This window comes from Curtobacterium poinsettiae, assembly GCF_025677645.1.
GTDB classification, from domain to species: Bacteria; Actinomycetota; Actinomycetes; order Actinomycetales; family Microbacteriaceae; genus Curtobacterium; species Curtobacterium poinsettiae_A.
The window spans coordinates 2,859,334-2,878,975 of sequence record NZ_CP106879.1 but is presented as its reverse complement, the minus strand read 5'-3'; the positions used below and the strand labels follow the sequence as shown (position 1 = coordinate 2,878,975).

The window sequence follows — 19,642 nt, the reverse complement described above, 5'->3', positions numbered from 1 at the left end:
GGGCTGCTTCAGCACCCCGACGCGATGCTCGTCCACATGAACTTCCGCACCCAGCACCAGAAGCCCTCCGCCCGCCGCATCGCCGCGTTCGCCGCCCTGCCGATCGTCGCGGCGCTCGCACTCACCGGTTGCGCCAGCGACGACTCCGACGACGACACCGGCTCGGCCGGCTCCGGCTCGGTCGGCTCGTCGGCGACGGACTCGTCGGGCTCCGGTTCGTCGGCGTCCGGTGCGTCCGGCGTCGCGTCCAGCGGCTCGAACACGGCACTGCTCGCAGCGGTCGCCACCGCACGCGGCGAGGTCGGCTCGGGCACCGTCATCTCGGTCGAGCAGGAGCAGGGCGCCTCCGCCTACGAGGTCCTGGTCGTGACGAAGGGCGGCACCGAGCACGAGGTGCACACGAACGCCGACGGCACCTCGGTCGCCGGCACCCCGCAGACCGAGGCCGCCGACGCGGACGACGAGGCCGAGCACGAGCGCTTCGTCGCCGCCGCCGACCTGAGCGTCGAGCAGGCCGTCGACGCCTTCCAGGACCTGCACGCGGGGACCGTGACCGAACTCGGCCTCGACGACCACGTCGGCTCCGTCGTCTGGGAGGGCGACGTGCTCGACTCGTCCGGCACCAAGCACAGCGTGCGCATCGACGCCGGATCCGGTGACGTCGTCACCGACCGCGTCGACACCGACGACTGACCGACGGTCCTGCTGCAGGCGAACCGGACACCGCTGTCGCCCGCACGGCAGCGCGTCCTCAGGACTCCAGCGGCGGGCCGAGCACCTTCCGGATCGCCAGCGCAGCGAGCTGCTCGTCCGGGGTGTCGAGCAGCACGCGGTAGGTGTCCTGCCCGGTGAGGAACTCGACGCAGACGGCGTCCTCGTCGCACGGTCCGAGGCGCCACCCCTGCACCGCGTCCATCGGCACCATGGTTCGCGTCCCTCGCTGGTAGTCGGTCTCGGCCTCGAGACGATCCGCGAACACCCGGAGGCGTCCGTAGGCACCTCGCCAGCTGAGCTGCAGGTCGAGTGTGGGCGAAGCAGAACGGTCCGGCACCTGCTGATGGTAGCGAGGGGTGCCGGACCGTTCGTGTTCCCGCCGGGGTGCCTTGCGTTCCGGGGACAAGCGGAGCGCTAGCTCCCGTCGCCGTCGCGTCGCACCGAGGCGGCGGGGTCGCGGACGCCGATCGGGTAGGGACCCGTGACGCCCTCGCGCAGGGCGGCGATGCGCAGGATGCGGTCACGCTGCAGGAACCACCCGACGATGAGCAGGGGGATCACGATGACGAGCGACGCGATCGTGTACGTGCCGACGGGGTAGTCGATCGCCATCAGCACGATGACCGAGGCGAGGAACGCCAGGGTGAGCCAGGCGGTGACGGGCGCACCCGGTAGCCGGAAGGTGGGTTCCTTGGCGAGCCCCTGCTTGGCCCACTGACGGAGCCGCATCTGGCACAGGATGATCGTGCCCCACGCCGTGATGATGCCGAGACTGGCGATGTTCAGGGCGATCTCGAACGCCTGGCTCGGCACGAAGTAGTTCAGTACGACGCCCGCGACGGTGAACGCCGCGGTGAGCAGGATGCCGGCGTAGGGGACGCCGCCCTTCGACATCTTCGTGGTCCACTTGGGCGCCGAGCCGTTCATGCCCATCGAGTGCAGCGCGCGTCCGGTGGAGTACAGGCCGGCGTTCAGGGACGACAGGGCCGCGGTGAGCACGACGAAGTTCATGATCCCACCGACGATCGAACCGACCTGCGGGTTGCCGAGCGACGAGAAGAACGTGACGAACGGGCTCTCTCGCCCTCCTTGTAGGCCGTGTACGGCAGCAGCAGGGAGAGCAGGATGATCGAGCCGACGTAGAAGACCGCGATGCGGAAGACCACGGAGTTGATCGCGCGGGGGATGACCTTCTCGGTGTTCTGCGTCTCGCCCGACGCGGTTCCGACGAGCTCGATCGCCGCGTACGCGAACACGACGCCCTGGATCACGATGACCGCGGGGAGCAGCCCGTTCGGGAACAGCCCGTCGTTGTCGCCCCAGATCGAGAACCCGGTGCGGACGGCCTCGCCGCCGGCCTCGACGGGGAAGGCGAAGACGAGCCAGACGATCGCGACGACGAGGAACGCCACGAGCGCGGCGACCTTGATGAGGGCGAACCAGAACTCGAGCTCGCCGAACACCTTCACGGCGACCATGTTCGCGGCGAGGACGACGACCAGGGCGATCAGCGCCAGCAGCCACTGCGGTGCGGCGGTGAAGGCCGACCAGTACTGCAGGTAGATCGCGACCGCGGTGGTGTCGACGATCGAGGTCATCGCCCAGTTGAGGAAGTACATCCAGCCGGCGGCGTACGCGAACTTCTCGCCGTAGAACTCGCGAGCGTACGAGATGAACGACCCCGAGGACGGGCGGTGCAGCACCAGCTCGCCGAGGGCACGGAGGATGAAGAAGGCGAAGATCCCGGCGACCAGGTAGGTCAGCGCGAGCGCGGGGCCCGCGGTGTGCAGGCGTCCACCGGCACCGAGGAAGAGGCCGGTGCCGATCGCGCCGCCGATCGCGATCATCTGCAGTTGCCGGGGCTTCAGGCCGTGCTGGTAGCCCTCCTGCTCGTGCGAGAAGTCGTTCGCCGGCGCTCGGTTGCCACCCGTGTCGTTCTGCGCTGTCATGCGAGAGAACCTACATGCGCACCGGACCGGGCCGTCACGCAAACCCCGGTTCGGGCGAACCGCGACTGCTGAACGTCCGCACAGCTGACGGCGGCCCGAACCTGAACGACGACCGTCGTCCGTTGCTTGCATGGAGGGATGGACATCCTCCTCCGACTCCTCGTCGCGATCGGGTTCGCCCTGCTCGTCACCGCCGTCGTCGCCCTCGTCCTGCACCTGGTCCTCCGGGCGATCGCGCGCCGGGAACGCTGGGCCGGCGTGCTCTCGCGACGGACGAAGCACCCCTTCCGCACCGTGCTGCTGGTGGTCCTGCTCTGGATCGCGTTCACGTCGAGCATCCCGCGGAACGCCGACGCGTACCCGTGGCGCGACGAGGTCGCGCACGCCTTCCTGATCGTCACGATCGCGACCGGTTGCTGGCTCGCGTGCCAGGTCGCGATCTTCCTCGAGGACCTCGGGTTGCACCGGTTCCGCATCGACGTGCCCGACAACCGGCAGGCGCGTCGCATCCGCACCCAGGTGCTCATCATCCGGCGGCTCACCGTCGCCGTACTCGTCATCATCGCGGTCGGCGCGATCCTGCTGACCTTCGACGGGGTCGAGGCGGCCGGCGCGAGCGTGCTCGCCAGCGCCGGTCTCATCTCCGTGGTCGCGGGCCTCGCCGCGCAGTCCACGCTCGGCAACGTGTTCGCCGGCATGCAGCTGGCGTTCTCCGGGTCGATCCGGGTGGACGACGTCGTCGTGGTCGAGCAGCAGTGGGGACGGATCGAGGAGATCACGCTGACCTACGTCGTCGTGCACCTGTGGGACGACCGCCGGTTCGTGCTGCCGTCGACGTACTTCACGAGCACGCCGTTCGAGAACTGGACACGGACCGGCAGCGAACTGCTCGGCGCAGTCGAGTTCGACCTCGACTGGCGGGTCCGGCCGGGGGAGATGCGCGAGGAGCTCGACCGCATCCTCGACCGCACCGAACTGTGGGACCGCCGCGTCAAGGTACTGCAGGTGACCGACGCCGTGCAGGGGTACGTGCGGGTGCGCGTCCTCGCAACGTCGCACGACGCCCCGTCGCTGTTCGACCTGCGCTGCTACATCCGCGAGGAGCTCGTCGAGTGGATCCAGCGCACCCACCCCGACGCCCTGCCGGTCCAACGCGTGCTCATGGTCGACGAGACGGCGCCGCGACGGCGCACGGCGTCGACCGCTGCCGACTCGGCGCTGTTCGCGCCGGGCCAGGAGGACCGCGCGGCGCTCTTCACCGGCCCGATCCAGACGTCCGACATCCCGCCGTCGGAGCGCTGACGGGCGCGTCTGCCGCTGCGGAACCAGGTTCCGTGGACGGTGCTGACGACGGACAGGAGGCCCGTGGCAGATCCGCCGCGGGCCTCCCGTCCGTCGTGTGGTCGCGGCCTGGACCTACGGCTGGCGCGCCTTGACCGCGCGGTCGTCCTCGACGACCGTGCCGATCGCCACGATCGTCGTGGCGAGCCACGCGACCCAGGTCAGCGCGAGCCGCCAGTCGCGCGGTCCCTGGCGGGTGGTCTGCAGCACGCTGTAGCCGCTGATGAGCGAACTCCACACCGCACCGTTGAACATGAACTTGCGCACAGAGGCCTCCTGTCGTCGTGCTGACAACGCTACCGGCCCGTACATTGGAGCGCCGCCGGTCACCCTGCCGCGGTGTGTGCCAGAGGAGTGTTCGTGCGTCAAGCGGTCATCGGAGCGGCCCTGCTCGTGGTCGGCGCGGTCTGCGTCGTGTTCGGGCTGCTGCCACTCGACGACCTCGCCGTGCTCGCCGATCGGGTCCTGCCGGTCCTCGGGTTCGTGCTCGGGCTGACCGTGGTCGCCGAGCTGGCCGCGGACGCCGGGGTGTTCGACCGCCTGGCCGACCTCGCCGCCCGGGTCGGTGGCGGGCGCACCATCGGCCTCTGGGGCGCGGTCGTCGTCCTCGCCGTGCTCTGCACCGTCTTCCTGTCGATCGACACCACCGCGGTGCTCCTCACCCCCATCGTCATCTCGCTCGCACGGCGTGTGGGGCTGCCCCCGATGCCGTTCGCCCTGACCACGGTCTGGCTCGCGAACACGGCCTCACTGCTGCTGCCGGTGTCCAACCTGACGAACCTGCTCGCCGTCGACCGGATGGGGCTCGGCGGCCCGCTGCCGTTCGCCGGGCTGATGGCCTGGCCCGCGGTCGCCGGGGTGGTCGTGCCGTGCGTCGTCCTGCTCGTGGTGTTCCGCGGCAAGCTGTTCGGCCGCTACTCGCCGGTGTCCGTCCGCACGCCGAAGGACCCGGTGTTCTTCTGGGCGGCCTCCGCCGTGCTGGTCGCGCTCGTCGTCGCCCTGACCGCCGGGGTGACCGTGTGGATCGCTGCGGTCCTGGCCGCCGTGGTGCTCGTCGTGGTCGCGGCGTTCCGGTCACCGTCCGAACTCCGGGTGTCCCGCGTGCCGTGGTCGACCCTGCTGTTCGCCGCCGGGCTCTTCGTGGTGGTCGAGGCGCTGCACACGACGGGCATCACCGACCCGATCGTGCACGCGCTGCAGGGCGGCACCGGGACCGGCCCGCTGCTGCTGCTCGGCGGTGCGGGCGCGGTCGCGGCGAACGGCATCGACAACCTGCCGGCGTACCTGGTGCTCGAACCGGCCGCCGGGCACGAGGCCGTGCGGTACGCGGCCCTGCTCATCGGCGTGAACGCCGGCTGTCTCATCACGCCGTGGGCCTCGCTCGCGACGCTCCTGTGGCACGCCCGGCTGTCGGCCGAGGGCGTGCACCTGTCGTGGGGCCGGTACATGGCGCTCGGGTGCGTCGTCGCGCCGCTCACCGTCGTCGCCGGGGTCCTGGCACTCGCGCTCTGACGTCGGCGGGGCCTCGGACCGTTCGGGTGCCGGAGCCCTGCGCGGTCAGAGCCAGTCGCGGGTCTTGAAGACGCGGTAGAGCACGAGCGACGACGCGGTGATGATCGCGAGCGAGGCCCAGAGACCACTCCAGGCGCCCTCGCCCGGGAACTCGACGTTCTGCCCGAAGAAGCTCGTCACACCGGTCGGGATCGCGATGATCGCCGCCCAGCTCGTGACCTTCTTCATGACGGTGTTCTGCCGGTTCGACGCCAGGTTCAGGGTCGTGTCGAGCACGCTCGACACCGCGTCGCGGAGTTGCTCGACCGAGTCGGCGATCGAGACCAGGTGGTCCTCGACGTCGCGGAAGTACGGGCGGATGCCGTTCGAGATCGTCTCCGCGTCACCGTGCAGCAACGACGCGACGCTGTCCCGCGTCGGGACGACCAGCCGCCGGAGCACCCCGAGGGTCTTGCGGAGCCGGAACGACCGCCGCTGGATCTGCTGCTCGCGGGGGTCGCCCGGTACGAACAGGTCGTCCTCGAGCGCATCGATCTGCCGCTCGAGGTCCTCGACGGTGTCGGTGGCCCGGTCGACGACGGCGTCGAGCAGTGCCCAGACGAGCCAGGGCACGCCGTGTTCGGCGATGTCGGAGTTCGCCGTGAGCCGGTGCTCCATCGGGGCGGTGTCGACGTCGGACCCGTGGATGGTGACGAGGGCCCGTTCGGTGACGAAGGCCTTGACCTCGTGCGTGATCAGGTCACCCTCGTCGTCCGTGCCGCCCACGTCGTAGACGACCAGGAACAGGCTGTCCCGGTACCGGTCGAGCTTCGGGCGCTGACCGTGCTCGACGGCGTCCTCGACCGCGAGCGCGTGGATGCCGAGCTCCTCCTCGATCTGCTCGAGGTCGGCCGAGGTCGGGTCGGTGTAGTCGATCCAGACGAAGGTGTCCGGATCGGCGACGAGGTCGGAGATCCGGTCGACGGGGAAGTCCCGCTCGACCGTGTCGCCCTTGCACCACGCCCGTGTCCTGACCATGCTCGTCAGCCTACTGAGACGGCCGACCCGGGATATCCCGGGTCGGCCGTCGTGGTGCTGCGGAGCCGCTCAGCCGGCTCCTGCTCAGCCGGCTCCTGCTCAGTAGGCGGAGACGAGCTTGCCGTCCTCCACCTTCAGGTACTGGTTCACATCGAACGAGTCCTCGCCGCGTTTCTTGTCACCGAGGTACGAGGTGTAGCTGTACGAGACGCTCCCGTCCTTCGTGCTCGTCACCATCACGGTGCCGGCGCGGGACGCCTCGACCTCCAGCTCGGGCATCGACGTGACGTCGTACTGCACGCCGCCGTCGGCGTCGTAGGGCCCGTACCAGGGGCAACCGCTCAGTGCCCGGAGCTCGGTCTTCTCGGCGCAGTCGTCGATCAGGTCGGTCACGTACTGCTCGGCGTCCTGCTCGAGTGCCTTGGTCGCCTTCGGCGCGAAGTCGACGTAGCCCGACGTGGCCGCGCCCACGGAGACCTTCTCGGTGCCGCCGGTGAAGTACTTCGAACCGCCGACCGAGACCTGGTAGGTGCCGGGGTAGGCGAGGGACGTGAACGTGCCCTCGCTGATCTTCCCGATCTCCTTGCCGCCGACGGTCACGGGTGCACCCTCGAGCACGTCGGAGGCCGTCAGGGTGACCTGCTGGGCGAGGGGCTGCGTGACACGCCACTCGTCCTTCACCAGGAACGAGGTGCCCGTGCGCCGCAACGACACCTGGCCGGAGCGGTTCTTGCCGTCCTGGGTGTAGCTCAGGGTGGCGATGGCGGTGTCACCGGTCCGGGCGACCCGGCCGACGCGGATGTCCGACGGGCGGTCCTTCGCGCTCCCGAGCACCTTCGAGTCGAGCATCGCGGCGTCGTCGGGGATCTCGCTCAGGTCGGCAGCGGTGTCTGCGTCACCGCTGGCGATGGCCTGCACGTAGGACTTCACGGTCGGCGCCGGACCCCAGACGTTGGCGCGGAGGACGCTCGTCGTGACCGCGCCGGCGATGACGACCACGATCACGGCGCCACCGGCGATGAGCGAACGGACCAGGATCTTCTTGGACCGCGGGGACATCGGTGCCGGAGCCGGGGCACCACCGCCGATGAACGGCTGCGACCCGTAGGCGGGTTGTGCGCCGTACGGGGGCTGCGTGCCGTAGGGCGGCTGCGACCCGTACGACGGCTGCGCGCCGGAGTTCGACTGCACGCCGTACGCGGGCTCCTGGGCAGGCCCGGCCGGCGGGTACGACGCGTGCTGGTCAGCGGCCGGGGGAGTGTTCCACGCGGCGGCAGCCGGCGCGTCCGCGGCGACAGGCGCGTCGGGCGCGACGGGAGCGGCCGGGTCGACGGTCGCGGTGGGCGCGACGGGAGCACCCTGGCCGGCGACGGGCCCGGCCGGGAACGTTTGCGGCACGACGGGGCGGGGGTCCGCCCCGACCAGACGCGACGTCCGCAGCACCGCGGCACCACCGAGGCGGGGCAGGAGCACCGGAGCGAGGTACCGGGCGACGACCTCGATCGCGCCGCCCCACAGGGCGAAGACGATCGGCGTCCACGGCGCGACGCCGATCGACCCCGATGCGTCCACGGAGCTCGTGCTGCTCACCTGGTACGAGGCGACGCCGGTGCCGAGGACGAAAAACAGCAGACCGAGTGCGAACCACACCAGCGGGGTGACGACCCAGTCGATGGTGGTGCGGATCCGGTCGTTGCGGCGGACGGCGAGTGCGAGCCCGGCCGCGACCGAGGTGACGACGACGAACAGCACGACCAGCCAGGTCCAGCCGCCGGCCCCGCCGAACACCGAGGCGGTGTCGCTGGCGGACCCGAAGCCGGAGGTCCCCACCCCACCGAAGAACCCCAGCGCGGTCAGCCCGACCGCAACGTTGCCGAGCAGCAGCGGCAACGCGGAGCCGGAAGAGGGCTGGGCGATGACGGCGACGACGAGGACGACGAGGGCGACCAGCACGACGAGGACCGTGAGCTGCGACGCGGCGACACGCAGTGTGCCGAGCAGGCGGGCGGCGAAGACGTTGCCACCAGCGAGCACGGAGGGCCGGGCGAGGAGCGCGGCCAGGGCACCGATGACGAACGCGCCGAGGATGCTCCCGACACCGACGGCGTGCACCGGCTCGATGACCGCGCCGGACACCGACGGGAACCGGATCGCGAACAGAGCGGCCGCGACGTTCGTGAGCACGGTGGTCACGAGGCCGGAGACCACCGCGGTGACGAGCACCTGCGTGCGACCGAGGCCTCGCGTGCGGATCCGGCGGGTGAGCACGACGGCCAGGACGACCTGCGCGGTGAGCACCAGTGCGGGTACCACGGCAAGCGAGCCCGAACCGGAACCGAGGAACCCGATCGACCCGGACAGGTGCAGACGGCCGAGGTCGGCGAGGGCCACGAGCTGCGCCGGCGCACCGAGCAGGACGCTCACGCCGGAGAGCAGGGACTCCACGTCGGGGGCCGAGCCCGCGCCGAGGTCGGTGCCGGACCCGGTGGACGGAGCGGCCGAACCGCTGCCGCCGGATGCGAGCAAGCCCACGGTGATGAGCAGTGAGAGTCCGGCGACGACGTACGCCGCGACCCAGCCGCCGACGGCGGCGAGCACGGCCGCCAGCCAGTCGCGACCGGAGACCGAGCGCAGGAAGCGACCGAACGCACCGGACGGCTGCGCGGCGGGGGCGGGCTGACCCGACCACTGCTGCGGGCCTCCAGGCTGCTGCTGCCAGGCGGGCTGGCCGTTCCCGGCGGGCTGGCCGGGAACGTACTGGCCGGGACCGGGCTGGCCGGGACCGGGCTGGCCGGGACCGGGCTGGCCGGGACCGGGCTGGCCGGGACCGGGCTGCGACGGCGGGACGGGCTGGTTGGGCGGGTTCTCGCTCACGGCTGGGGGTCCTCTCCGACCGGGAGGCCGGCGCCGCACTCCAGCACCCGTGTCCCCCCGACACGTGCCTGCAGCGTAGCGGAACCGCCGATCCGCCGTGAATGCGCTGTCCCCACGCTGGTAACTTCGGCAGCGCGCCCGGCGCACCACGCCGGTCGTCGCACGACGCCAGCCGTCGCACCACGCCAGCCGTCGCACCCGACGCACCGACGCACCCGACGCACCCGGCCCCGGCCGGGCGGAACGGAGATCACACCACCCCATGCCTGCAGACCGCACCGAACAGACCCGCTACTCGTTCGTCGTCGCCTCCAACCGCCTCCCGGTGGACCGCGTCGTCGACCAGGACGGCAACGAGGGCTGGCGGCACTCGCCGGGCGGCCTCGTCACCGCCCTCGAACCCGTGATGCGCGCGAACGACGGAGCCTGGGTCGGCTGGGTGGGGCAGGCCGAGGTCGAGGTCGCACCGTTCGACAACGAGGGCATCCACATCGTCCCCGTCCCGCTCTCCGACGACGACGTCGAGGAGTACTACGAGGGCTTCAGCAACGACACGCTCTGGCCGCTCTACCACGACGTCATCGAGCACCCGAGCTACCACCGCGACTGGTGGAACGCGTACAAGCGGGTCAACGAACGCTTCGCCGCGCAGATCGCCGAGATCGTCGAGCAGGACGGCATCGTGTGGGTGCAGGACTACCAGCTGCAGCTCGTGCCGGCCCTGCTCCGCGCGAAGCGTCCCGACCTGACGATCGGCTTCTTCAACCACATCCCGTTCCCGCCGGTCGGCATCTACGCACAGCTGCCGTGGCGTGCGCAGATCCTCGACGGGCTGCTCGGCGCCGACGTCATCGGCTTCCAGCGCCACGACGACGCCAGCGACTTCCTGCGCGCCGTCCGGCACATCAAGGGCTACACGACCAAGGGCACCACGATCGACGTCCCGGTGGACGACCCGGCAGCCCCGCGCAGCCGCAAGGGCATCACGGTCCGCCACGTCGAGGCGCGGCACTTCCCGATCTCCATCGACGCCGAGAGCTTCGAGGCGATCGCCCGCAAGCCCGAGGTGCAGGAGCGTGCGCGCGAGATCCGCGAGAGCCTGGGCAACCCGAAGACGGTGCTGCTCGGCGTCGACCGGCTCGACTACACCAAGGGCATCCGCCACCGCATCAAGGCCTTCGGCGAGCTGGTGGAGGACGGCCGCATCGCGGTCGAGGACGCCACCCTCATCCAGGTCGCGAGCCCGAGTCGGGAGCGTGTCGACTCGTACGCGGCGCTCCGTGACGAGATCGAGCTGAGCGTCGGCCGCATCAACGGCGACCTCGGAGTCATCGGCCACCAGCCGATCTCGTACCTGCACCACGGCTACCCGCGCGAGGAGATGGTGGCGCTCTACCTGGCCGCCGACATCATGCTCGTCACCGCACTGCGCGACGGCATGAACCTCGTCGCGAAGGAGTACGTCGCCGCCCGCTTCGACAACGACGGGGTGCTCATCCTGTCCGAGTTCGCCGGTGCCGCCGACGAGCTCAAGCAGGCTGTGATCGTCAACCCGCACGACATCGGCGCGCTCAAGGACTCGATCGAGCGCGCGATCCAGATGCCGCGTCGCGAGCGGTCGACGCGCATGCGCGCGCTCCGCAAGCGGGTCCGCGACAACGACGTGGCCCGCTGGTCGCGCTCGTTCCTCGAGGCGCTCGACCGCCACGCACCGCGGAACGCCCAGATCGACCCGTCCGCCGCCGACCCGCGCGAGCAGCACCGCGAGGCACAGACCGACAACATGTCGATCTTCGACCAGGACGCCCAGTCCGCGCGTGCTGCCGAGGACACCCGGGAGGCACGTGATGACTGAGACCACCACCGACCAGACCGCCATCGACGCGGCCCTCGAGACGCTCGCGGCTTCGCCGCGACTGATCGTCGCCCTCGACTTCGACGGCACGTTGGCCCCCTTCGCCGACGACCCCTCGCAGGTCGGTGCGCTGCCGGGCTCGTGGGCCGCGGTCCTGACCCTGCACCGTGCGAAGGACACCGAGGTGGTGCTCGTGTCCGGGCGTCCCCTCGGCAGCCTCGCCGCGGTCACCCACGCACCCGAGGACATGGCGCTCGTCGGCTCGCACGGTGTCGAGTGGCGCGTGGACGGCCACGACGAGGCCGCGCTGTCCGATGACGAGGTCGGTCGTGTGGCACGGATCGGCGCTGCGCTCGACGCGGTCGGCGAACGGTTCCCGGGCGTCGTCATCGAGCACAAGCCCGCCGGGCACGGGGTGCACACGCGCCGCGTCTCCGCCGAGGTCGCAGCCGAGGCGAACGCGGCGGCGAGCCGTGCGGCGCACGAGGCCGACCCGGAGGTGCTCGAGCGCGGTGGCAAGGACATCGTCGAGTTCGCGGTGCGCCACGTCACGAAGGGCGACGCGATCGCCCGGCTCCGCGAGCTGCACGGTGCCGACGCGGTGTTCTTCGCCGGCGACGACGTCACCGACGAGGACGCGTTCCGCGTGCTCGGCGACGGCGACGTCGGGGTGAAGGTCGGACCCGGGGAGACCCGTGCCGGCTACCGCATCGCCGACCCGGCGGCCCTGACCGGGGTGCTCAAGCAGCTGGCGAGGCTCCGCGCGACGCGCTGATCGCGGGCCCGGGGCATGAGAATGCACGGGGGTGCACAGCTGGTATCCCAAAGCGTCCTAGACTCATCCCATGCCTGATATCGACGTCAAGCCGCGCAGCCGGGTCGTCACCGACGGGATCGAAGCAACCACCTCGCGTGGGATGCTGCGGGCCGTCGGTATGGGAGACGAGGACTGGAGCAAGCCGCAGATCGGCATCGCGTCCTCGTGGAACGAGATCACGCCGTGCAACCTGTCGCTCGACCGCCTCGCACAGGGTGCGAAGGAGGGCGTGCACTCCGGTGGCGGCTACCCGCTGCAGTTCGGCACCATCTCCGTCTCGGACGGCATCTCGATGGGCCACGAGGGCATGCACTTCTCCCTCGTCTCGCGTGAGGTCATCGCGGACAGCGTCGAGACCGTCGTCAACGCCGAGCGCCTCGACGGCACCGTCCTGCTCGCCGGCTGCGACAAGTCGCTCCCCGGCATGCTGATGGCCGCCGCGCGCCTCGACCTGGCGAGCGTGTTCCTCTACGCGGGTTCGGTCATGCCGGGCTACGTGAAGCAGGCCGACGGCACGATGAAGGAAGTCACGATCATCGACTCCTTCGAGGGCGTCGGCGCCTGCAAGGCCGGCACCATGAGCGAGGAAGAGCTCAAGAAGATCGAGTGCGCCATCGTCCCGGGCGAGGGCGCCTGCGGTGGCATGTACACGGCGAACACGATGGCCTCCGTCGCCGAGGCCCTCGGCATGTCGCTCCCGGGCTCCGCGGCCCCGCCGAGCGCCGACCGCCGCCGTGACTACTACGCGCACCGCTCCGGCGAGGCCGTGGTGAACATGCTCGAGCACGGCATCACCGCGCGGCAGATCCTCACCAAGGAAGCCTTCGAGAACGCGATCGCCGTCGCGATGGCCCTGGGCGGCTCGACCAACGTCATCCTGCACCTGCTCGCCATCGCCTACGAGGCCGAGGTCGAGCTGTCGCTGGACGACTTCAACCGCATCGGCTCCAAGGTCCCGCACCTTGCCGACATGAAGCCCTTCGGCAAGTACGTCATGGTCGACGTCGACCGCAACGGCGGCATCCCCGTGATCATGAAGGCGCTGCTCGACGCGGGCCTGCTGCACGGCGAGTGCATGACCGTGACGGGCAAGACCGTCGCCGAGAACCTCGCCGAGATCGACCCGCCGGCGCTCGACGGTGAGGTCTTCCGCACGCTCGACAACCCGATCCACGAGACCGGCGGCCTCACCGTCCTCCAGGGCTCCTTCGCCCCCGAGGGCGCCGTGGTGAAGACCGCGGGCTTCGACGCCTCCGTCTTCGAGGGCCCCGCCCGGGTGTTCGACCGCGAACGTGCCGCGATGGACGCCCTGACCGAGGGCAAGATCGAGAAGGGCGACGTCGTCGTCATCCGCTACGAGGGACCGAAGGGCGGTCCGGGGATGCGCGAGATGCTCGCCATCACCGCGGCCATCAAGGGCGCGGGCCTCGGCAAGGATGTACTACTCTTGACCGACGGTCGATTCTCAGGCGGCACAACCGGCCTGTGCATCGGCCACATCGCACCGGAAGCAGTGGACGCAGGTCCAGTCGCTTTCGTTCGTGATGGCGACCGCATCCGTGTCGACATCGCGGCTCGCTCGCTCGACCTACTGGTCGACCCGGCCGAGCTGGAGGCCCGCCGTGACGGCTGGGCCCCGCTGCCCCCGCGCTACACCCGCGGAGTCCTCGCGAAGTACGCCAAGCTCGTCAAGTCCGCCGCCCAGGGCGCGGTCACGGGCTAGCGTCCGACACCCGCACCACCGCCACCACTCAGGCAAGGACCACTCATGCCCACGGAAGCAACTCCGTTGTCCGCGGCCGCCGGTGCACGCCGGTCGCCGGAGATCCTGACCGGCTCGGGAGCCGTCCTCCGGACGCTCGAGCACCTCGGGATCACCGACGTCTTCGGCCTGCCGGGCGGCGCGATCATCCCGTTCTACGACGAGCTGATGGCGTCGACCACGATCCGCCACATCCTCGTCCGTCACGAGCAGGGCGCCGGCCACGCCGCCGAGGGCTACGCTTCGTCGTCCGGCAAGGTCGGGGTCGCCATCGCGACGTCCGGCCCCGGCGCGACGAACCTCGTCACGGCCATCGCCGACGCCTACATGGACTCGGTGCCGTTCATCGCGATCACCGGTCAGGTGTTCTCGACGCTGATGGGCACCGACGCGTTCCAGGAAGCCGACATCGTCGGCATCACGATGCCCATCACGAAGCACTCGTTCCTGGTGACCGACCCGGCCGACGTGCCGGCGACCCTCGCCGCGGCGCACCTCATCGCGACGACCGGTCGGCCCGGCCCCGTGCTGGTGGACATCACCAAGGACGCCCAGCAGAAGTCGGCGCCGTACGTGTGGCCGCCCAAGATCGACCTGCCCGGCTACCGCCCGGTGACCAAGGCGCACGGCAAGCAGATCACCGCGGCCGCGCAGCTGCTGTCCGAGTCGGAGCGTCCGGTGCTCTACGTCGGCGGCGGGGTCGTCCGTTCCCGCGCGACCGCCGAGCTGCTCCGCTTCGCCGAGGCCACCGGGGCGCCGGTCGTCACGACCCTGATGGCGCGCGGCGCGTTCCCGGACTCGCACCCGCAGCACCTCGGCATGCCCGGCATGCACGGCACCGTGCCCGCGGTGCTCGGCCTGCAGGAGAGCGACCTCATCGTCGCCCTCGGGGCCCGCTTCGACGACCGCGTGACCGGCAAGGCCGACGAGTTCGCGCCGGACGCCAAGGTCGTGCACGTCGACATCGACCCGGCCGAGATCTCGAAGATCCGGTTCGCCGACGTCCCGATCGTCGGTGACGCCCGCGAGGTCCTGGTCGACCTGCTCGACGCCTGGGGCGGCATCGCCGTCGAGGACCGCGCATCGACCGACGAGTGGTGGGCCAAGCTCCACCAGCTCAAGGCCGACTTCCCGCTCGGGTACGCCGAGCCGACCGACGGGCTCCTGGCACCGCAGGGCATCATCAAGCGCATCGGTGAGCTCTCCGGTCCCGAGGCCGTGTACGCCTCGGGTGTCGGTCAGCACCAGATGTGGTCGGCGCAGTTCATCAAGTACGAGCGGCCGAACGCCTGGCTCAACTCCGGTGGCGCCGGCACGATGGGTTACTCGGTCCCCGCGGCGATGGGCGCGAAGGTGGCCCAGCCGGACCGCGTGGTCTGGGCGATCGACGGCGACGGCTGCTTCCAGATGACGAACCAGGAGCTCGCGACCTGCGTCATCAACGACATCCCGATCAAGGTCGCGATCATCAACAACTCCTCGCTCGGCATGGTCCGGCAGTGGCAGACGCTGTTCTACGACGGCCGGCACTCCTTCACCGACCTCGAGACGGGGCACGACTCGCGTCGCGTGCCGGACTTCGTGAAGCTGGCCGACGCGTACGGTGCCCTCGGCATCCGCGTCGAGAAGGCCGACGAGGTCGACGCCGCGATCGAGCTCGCCCTGGCGACCAACGACCGCCCGGTGGTGATCGACTTCGTCGTGAGTCGTGACTCGATGGTCTGGCCGATGGTCCCGCAGGGCGTCAGCAACTCCTCCATCGAGTACGCCCAGGCACTCGCCCCCACCTGGGACGACGAGGACGCCGACATGACGGGAGAAACCGCATGAGCCACGTCCTCTCCCTCCTCGTGGAGGACAAGCCCGGTCTGCTGACCCGTGTCGCCGGACTCTTCGCCCGCCGCGGGTTCAACATCGAGTCGCTCGCCGTCGGCAACACCGAGGTGGACGGCCTCAGCCGGATCACGGTCGTCGTCGACGTCGAGGACCTCCCGCTGGAACAGGTGACGAAGCAGCTCAACAAGCTGGTGAACGTCATCAAGATCGTCGAACTGGACTTCTCGCAGTCGGTCCAGCGCGAGCACATGCTCGTGAAGGTGCGCGTCGACAACCAGACGCGCTCGGCGGTGCTCGAAGCAGTGAACCTGTTCCGTGCCCAGGTCGTAGACGTGGCGACCGACTCCCTGATCGTCGAGGTGACCGGCGACCCCGGCAAGATCCAGGCGATCCTCCGCGTGCTCGAGCCCTACGGCGTCAAGGAGCTCGCCCGCGCGGGCCTCCTCGGCATGGGCCGCGGACCGAAGAGCATCACCGACCGGGTGCGCTGAGCGCCCGTCACACCCTTCCCGGGCGCCGACGGTGCCCGGCACCGACCACAGAACCAAGGAGACACACCCTCGTGACTGACATCGTGTACGACGCCGACGCCGATCTGACGCTCATCCAGGGCAAGAAGGTCGCCGTCATCGGCTACGGCTCGCAGGGCCACGCCCACGCCCTCAACCTCCGTGACTCGGGTGTCGAGGTCAAGATCGGCCTGCAGGAGGGCTCGAAGAGCCGGCAGAAGGCCGAAGAGGCGGGCTTCGAGGTCCACACCCCGGGCGACGCCACAGCCTGGGCCGACGTCGTCGTCATCCTCGCGCCGGACCAGGTCCAGCGCATCGTCTACGCAGAGGACATCCGCCCGAACCTCAAGCCGGGCGCGACGCTCGTCTTCGGTCACGGCTTCAACATCCGCTTCGGCTACATCGAGGCGCCCGAGGGCGTCGACGTGTCGCTCGTCGCTCCGAAGGGCCCGGGCCACACCGTGCGCCGCGAGTACGAGGCCGGCCGTGGCGTCCCCGTGATCGTCGCCGTCGAGGTCGACGCGTCCGGTTCCGCGTGGGACCTCGCGTGGTCGTACTCCAAGGCCATCGGTGGCCTCCGCTCCGGCGGCATCAAGACGACCTTCACCGAGGAGACCGAGACCGACCTGTTCGGCGAGCAGGCCGTCCTCTGCGGTGGTACGTCGCAGCTCATCCAGTACGGCTTCGAGACCCTGGTCGAGGCGGGCTACCAGCCGCAGATCGCCTACTTCGAGGTCCTGCACGAGCTCAAGCTCATCGTCGACCTCATCTGGGAGGGCGGTCTCACCAAGCAGCGCTGGTCGATCTCCGACACCGCCGAGTTCGGTGACTACGTCTCCGGCCCCCGCGTGATCTCGCCGGACGTCAAGGAGAACATGAAGGCGGTGCTCGCGGACATCCAGAACGGTGCCTTCGCGAAGCGTTTCATCGACGACCAGGACGCCGGCGCTCCGGAGTTCAAGGCGCTCCGCGCCAAGGGCGAAGGCCACCCGATCGAGGCCACCGGCCGTGAGCTCCGCGCGCTCTTCGCGTGGAAGCAGAACGACGGCGACTACGTGGACGGCTCGGCCGCGCGGTAGTCTTCCGAGAACCACTCGACCTGCGAGGCGGCGGTGCACCTGCACCGCCGCCTCGCGATGTGACCCGAACGTTATGCAGCAGCCCTTCTCCAGCCCCGACGCCGCGGACCGGCGTCCCTCCGCCGTGCGCGCGGACGATTCCCGACACCCGTCGGCCGTGCTGCGCACCCGCGGTCAGGACCGCCCCGACCAGCATGGGATGATCGTTCGATGGCGGTGACGAAGCGAGCGGTCCACATCGGCGCCGGCAAGATCGGGCGCGGGTTCGTGGGCCAGTTCCTCGTGGCGAGCGGCTACGACCTCACCTTCGTCGACGTCGACGAACGCGTGGTCTCGGCGCTCAACGAAGCCGGCCGGTTCGTGGTGCACGAGGTCGGCGAGATGCCGGTCGAGCACCTCGTCTACGGTTTCCGTGCGCTCAGCAGCAAGACCGACCGCGAGCGTGTGGTGCAGGCCATCGCCGAGGCCGACGTCGTGACGACCGCCGTGGGAGCCCGCACGCTCCCGCTCGTCGCGCCGCTCATCGCCGAGGGGCTCGCGGCACGCCCGCTCGAGCGCGGCGACGTCACGATCGTCGCCTGCGAGAACGCGTTCAACGCGACCGACTCCCTGCACGCCAGCATCCGCCGAGCCCCGATCCTCGAAGACCGGGACATCGCCGCGGTCTTCGCGAACTGCGCGATCGACCGCATCGTCCCGGACCAGTCCGGTGTGCTCGGTCAGTCCGGCGGCCTCGACGTCGTGCTCGAGCCGTTCTACGAGTGGGTCATCGAGCGCACCCCGTTCCTCGGCTCCGACGCCGAACCGCCGACGATCGAGGGCGTCACCTGGGTCGACGACCTGCAGCCGTTCGTCGAGCGCAAGCTCTACACGGTCAACACGGCGCACGCCACCGCCGCCTACCACGGCTACGTGCGGGGCATCCGGCTCATCCGCGAAGCACTCGAGGACGACGCCGTCCGCGCCGAGGTCGACGGGGTGCTCGCCGAGACCACCGCACTGCTGATCGCGAAGCACGGCTTCGACCCCGAGGACCACGCGCGCTACGTCGCCGCGAACCTCTCCCGCATCGCGAACCCGCACCTGCCGGACTCCACGGCGCGCGTCGGCCGCAACCCGCTCCGCAAGCTCGGCCGTCGTGAACGCTTCGTCGGCCCGGCGTCGCAGCTCGCCGAGCGCGGTCTGCCCGTCGAACACCTGCTCGGTGCCGTCCGCGCGGCGCTCGCGTTCGACGACGAGAACGACCCGGAGTCGATCGAGTTGCACGCCCTCCTGCGCTCCGGGGCGACCGCACACGCGCTCACCGAGATCCTCACGGGCCTGATGGAGAGCCACCCGCTCTTCCCGGCCGTCCGCGACGTCGTCGCCGAGGTCCTCGCGACGCAGCCGGCCGACGTCTGACGTCGGCCTCCCGGGAGCCGCTGGTCTCCCCGGTGTCGTGTCCCTCGTAGAATCGGGGCATGACCACGGCAGCATCCCCACCAGACGGGTCGATCGACCCGGACGTGCCGAACGCCGTCGACACCGACGACGCCGCCCTCAGCTGGGGTGACGCGGACGACGCCACCCACGTCGACGCGGCGCACAACCCGGTGGCGGTGCGTGACCGCGGAGCCCGTGACCCCGAAGCCCCCGAGACCTCCGGCGCGCTCGTCGGGTTCGGTGTCTTCGGGGGCCTCTACCTGCTCTACACGGTGGCCTGGCTCCTGACCGCCTCGACCGCGTACGTCTCCGGCGTCGACACCGTCCTCACGCTCTTCGTCGAGGTGCTCCGCTTCCTCGCGATCCTCGCGCCGGCACTCTGGTTCACGGTGGTGCTCTGGGCAGCGCGCAGCAGCCGCACCCGGACCCGCCTGCTCTGGATGCTCCTCGGCGCCGTCGTGCTCTTCCCCTGGCCGTTCCTCCTGACGCGGAGTTTCGGGTGACCGGGGCAGTGCCGGCGACGACCCGCCGGAACAGTGCCCCCGTGGTCGCGAAGATCGTGGTCTGGGTCGTGTTCGCGGCGCTGTTCGCGTACATGACGGTGCAGGCCGTCGGCAACCTGACGCAGATCAACCAGCGGGTGGACGCCTTCAACGCGTTCCTCCAGACGACCTCGGGTGGAGACTCGCTGCAGACCAGCACCCCGTGGCTGTGGCTCGTGCTCGACATCCTCATCGCGCCGGTCGCGTTCGTCGCGGCGATCGTCATCACCCGGCGCGCGAGCCTGCCCGTCACGATCGCGGTGTTCGTGGTCGCGTTCGCGGGCGCCGGCGCCCTCTGGCTCGACCTCCAGCTGTTCGTCCCGACGCTGCTGGACTTCTGACGCGACCCGCCCACGGCCAGGAGGCTCGGTGCGGCCCCGCCCCGCGCCTCCTGCCGTCGTGTGGTTCTCCAC

The 19,642-nt window shown here is 70.5% G+C and carries 16 protein-coding genes and 1 pseudogene; 12 read left to right on the top strand and 5 right to left on the bottom strand.

Annotated features, from left to right (window positions below; all coding sequences use genetic code 11):
* Positions 1-36 precede the first annotated feature (36 nt).
* Positions 37-693 (top strand): PepSY domain-containing protein, encoded by a 657-nt coding sequence (locus tag OE229_RS13695; RefSeq protein ID WP_262138483.1) that lies wholly within the window; start codon positions 37-39, stop codon positions 691-693.
* A gap of 58 nt (positions 694-751) precedes the next feature.
* Here OE229_RS13695 and OE229_RS13690 read toward each other — a convergent pair whose 3' ends face one another.
* Positions 752-1,051, bottom strand: coding sequence for a hypothetical protein (locus OE229_RS13690; protein WP_182065928.1), 300 nt, complete (start codon positions 1,049-1,051; stop codon positions 752-754).
* A gap of 77 nt (positions 1,052-1,128) precedes the next feature.
* Positions 1,129-2,663, bottom strand: a pseudogene (locus OE229_RS13685) (amino acid permease).
* A 138-nt stretch (positions 2,664-2,801) separates the two neighbouring features.
* Here OE229_RS13685 and OE229_RS13680 point away from each other — a divergent pair.
* A complete protein-coding gene (locus tag OE229_RS13680; RefSeq protein ID WP_262138482.1) occupies positions 2,802-3,965 on the top strand; it encodes a mechanosensitive ion channel family protein in 1,164 nt (387 codons plus the stop codon).
* A gap of 114 nt (positions 3,966-4,079) precedes the next feature.
* Here OE229_RS13680 and OE229_RS13675 read toward each other — a convergent pair whose 3' ends face one another.
* Positions 4,080-4,271: a hypothetical protein gene (locus tag OE229_RS13675; protein WP_071261817.1), complete on the bottom strand. Its 192-nt coding sequence runs from the start codon at positions 4,269-4,271 to the stop codon at positions 4,080-4,082.
* Positions 4,272-4,364: 93 nt separating this feature from the next.
* Between OE229_RS13675 and OE229_RS13670 the strand changes: the two genes are divergently transcribed.
* Positions 4,365-5,516 carry an SLC13 family permease gene (locus OE229_RS13670; protein ID WP_262138481.1) on the top strand — a complete coding sequence of 384 codons (1,152 nt, stop codon included), beginning with the start codon at positions 4,365-4,367 and terminating at the stop codon, positions 5,514-5,516.
* A gap of 45 nt (positions 5,517-5,561) precedes the next feature.
* Here the strand turns inward: OE229_RS13670 and OE229_RS13665 are convergent, their stop codons facing one another.
* Positions 5,562-6,533 (bottom strand): magnesium transporter CorA family protein, encoded by a 972-nt coding sequence (locus tag OE229_RS13665; RefSeq protein ID WP_182065924.1) that lies wholly within the window; start codon positions 6,531-6,533, stop codon positions 5,562-5,564.
* A gap of 99 nt (positions 6,534-6,632) precedes the next feature.
* Positions 6,633-9,407 carry a hypothetical protein gene (locus OE229_RS13660; RefSeq protein WP_262138479.1) on the bottom strand — a complete coding sequence of 925 codons (2,775 nt, stop codon included), beginning with the start codon at positions 9,405-9,407 and terminating at the stop codon, positions 6,633-6,635.
* Positions 9,408-9,669: 262 nt separating this feature from the next.
* Between OE229_RS13660 and otsA the strand changes: the two genes are divergently transcribed.
* The 9 genes from otsA to OE229_RS13615 all read left to right on the top strand — a co-directional run bounded on the left by otsA (position 9,670) and on the right by OE229_RS13615 (position 19,570).
* Positions 9,670-11,262 (top strand): alpha,alpha-trehalose-phosphate synthase (UDP-forming), encoded by a 1,593-nt coding sequence (otsA, locus tag OE229_RS13655; RefSeq protein ID WP_071405817.1) that lies wholly within the window; start codon positions 9,670-9,672, stop codon positions 11,260-11,262.
* Entirely contained in the window at positions 11,255-12,037 is a 783-nt protein-coding gene (otsB, locus tag OE229_RS13650; RefSeq protein WP_209135191.1) for a trehalose-phosphatase, read from the top strand. Before otsA ends, otsB begins: the two co-directional genes overlap by 8 nt.
* A gap of 70 nt (positions 12,038-12,107) precedes the next feature.
* Entirely contained in the window at positions 12,108-13,802 is a 1,695-nt protein-coding gene (gene ilvD, locus OE229_RS13645) for a dihydroxy-acid dehydratase (protein WP_071246395.1), read from the top strand.
* 45 nt (positions 13,803-13,847) lie between these two features.
* Positions 13,848-15,671 (top strand): acetolactate synthase large subunit, encoded by a 1,824-nt coding sequence (locus OE229_RS13640; RefSeq protein ID WP_182065921.1) that lies wholly within the window; start codon positions 13,848-13,850, stop codon positions 15,669-15,671.
* Positions 15,668-16,168, top strand: a complete 501-nt coding sequence (ilvN, locus tag OE229_RS13635) for an acetolactate synthase small subunit (RefSeq protein WP_017888842.1) — start codon at positions 15,668-15,670, stop codon at positions 16,166-16,168. Before OE229_RS13640 ends, ilvN begins: the two co-directional genes overlap by 4 nt.
* A 71-nt stretch (positions 16,169-16,239) precedes the next feature.
* A complete protein-coding gene (gene ilvC, locus OE229_RS13630) occupies positions 16,240-17,265 on the top strand; it encodes a ketol-acid reductoisomerase (RefSeq protein WP_209135192.1) in 1,026 nt (341 codons plus the stop codon).
* 210 nt (positions 17,266-17,475) lie between these two features.
* Positions 17,476-18,666, top strand: coding sequence for a mannitol-1-phosphate 5-dehydrogenase (locus OE229_RS13625; protein ID WP_182065920.1), 1,191 nt, complete (start codon positions 17,476-17,478; stop codon positions 18,664-18,666).
* 59 nt (positions 18,667-18,725) lie between these two features.
* Positions 18,726-19,190: a hypothetical protein gene (locus OE229_RS13620; protein ID WP_027466533.1), complete on the top strand. Its 465-nt coding sequence runs from the start codon at positions 18,726-18,728 to the stop codon at positions 19,188-19,190.
* Positions 19,187-19,570, top strand: coding sequence for a hypothetical protein (locus OE229_RS13615; protein ID WP_214560901.1), 384 nt, complete (start codon positions 19,187-19,189; stop codon positions 19,568-19,570). The genes OE229_RS13620 and OE229_RS13615 overlap by 4 nt, the downstream gene beginning before the upstream one ends.
* The last annotated feature ends 72 nt before the right edge of the window (positions 19,571-19,642 follow it).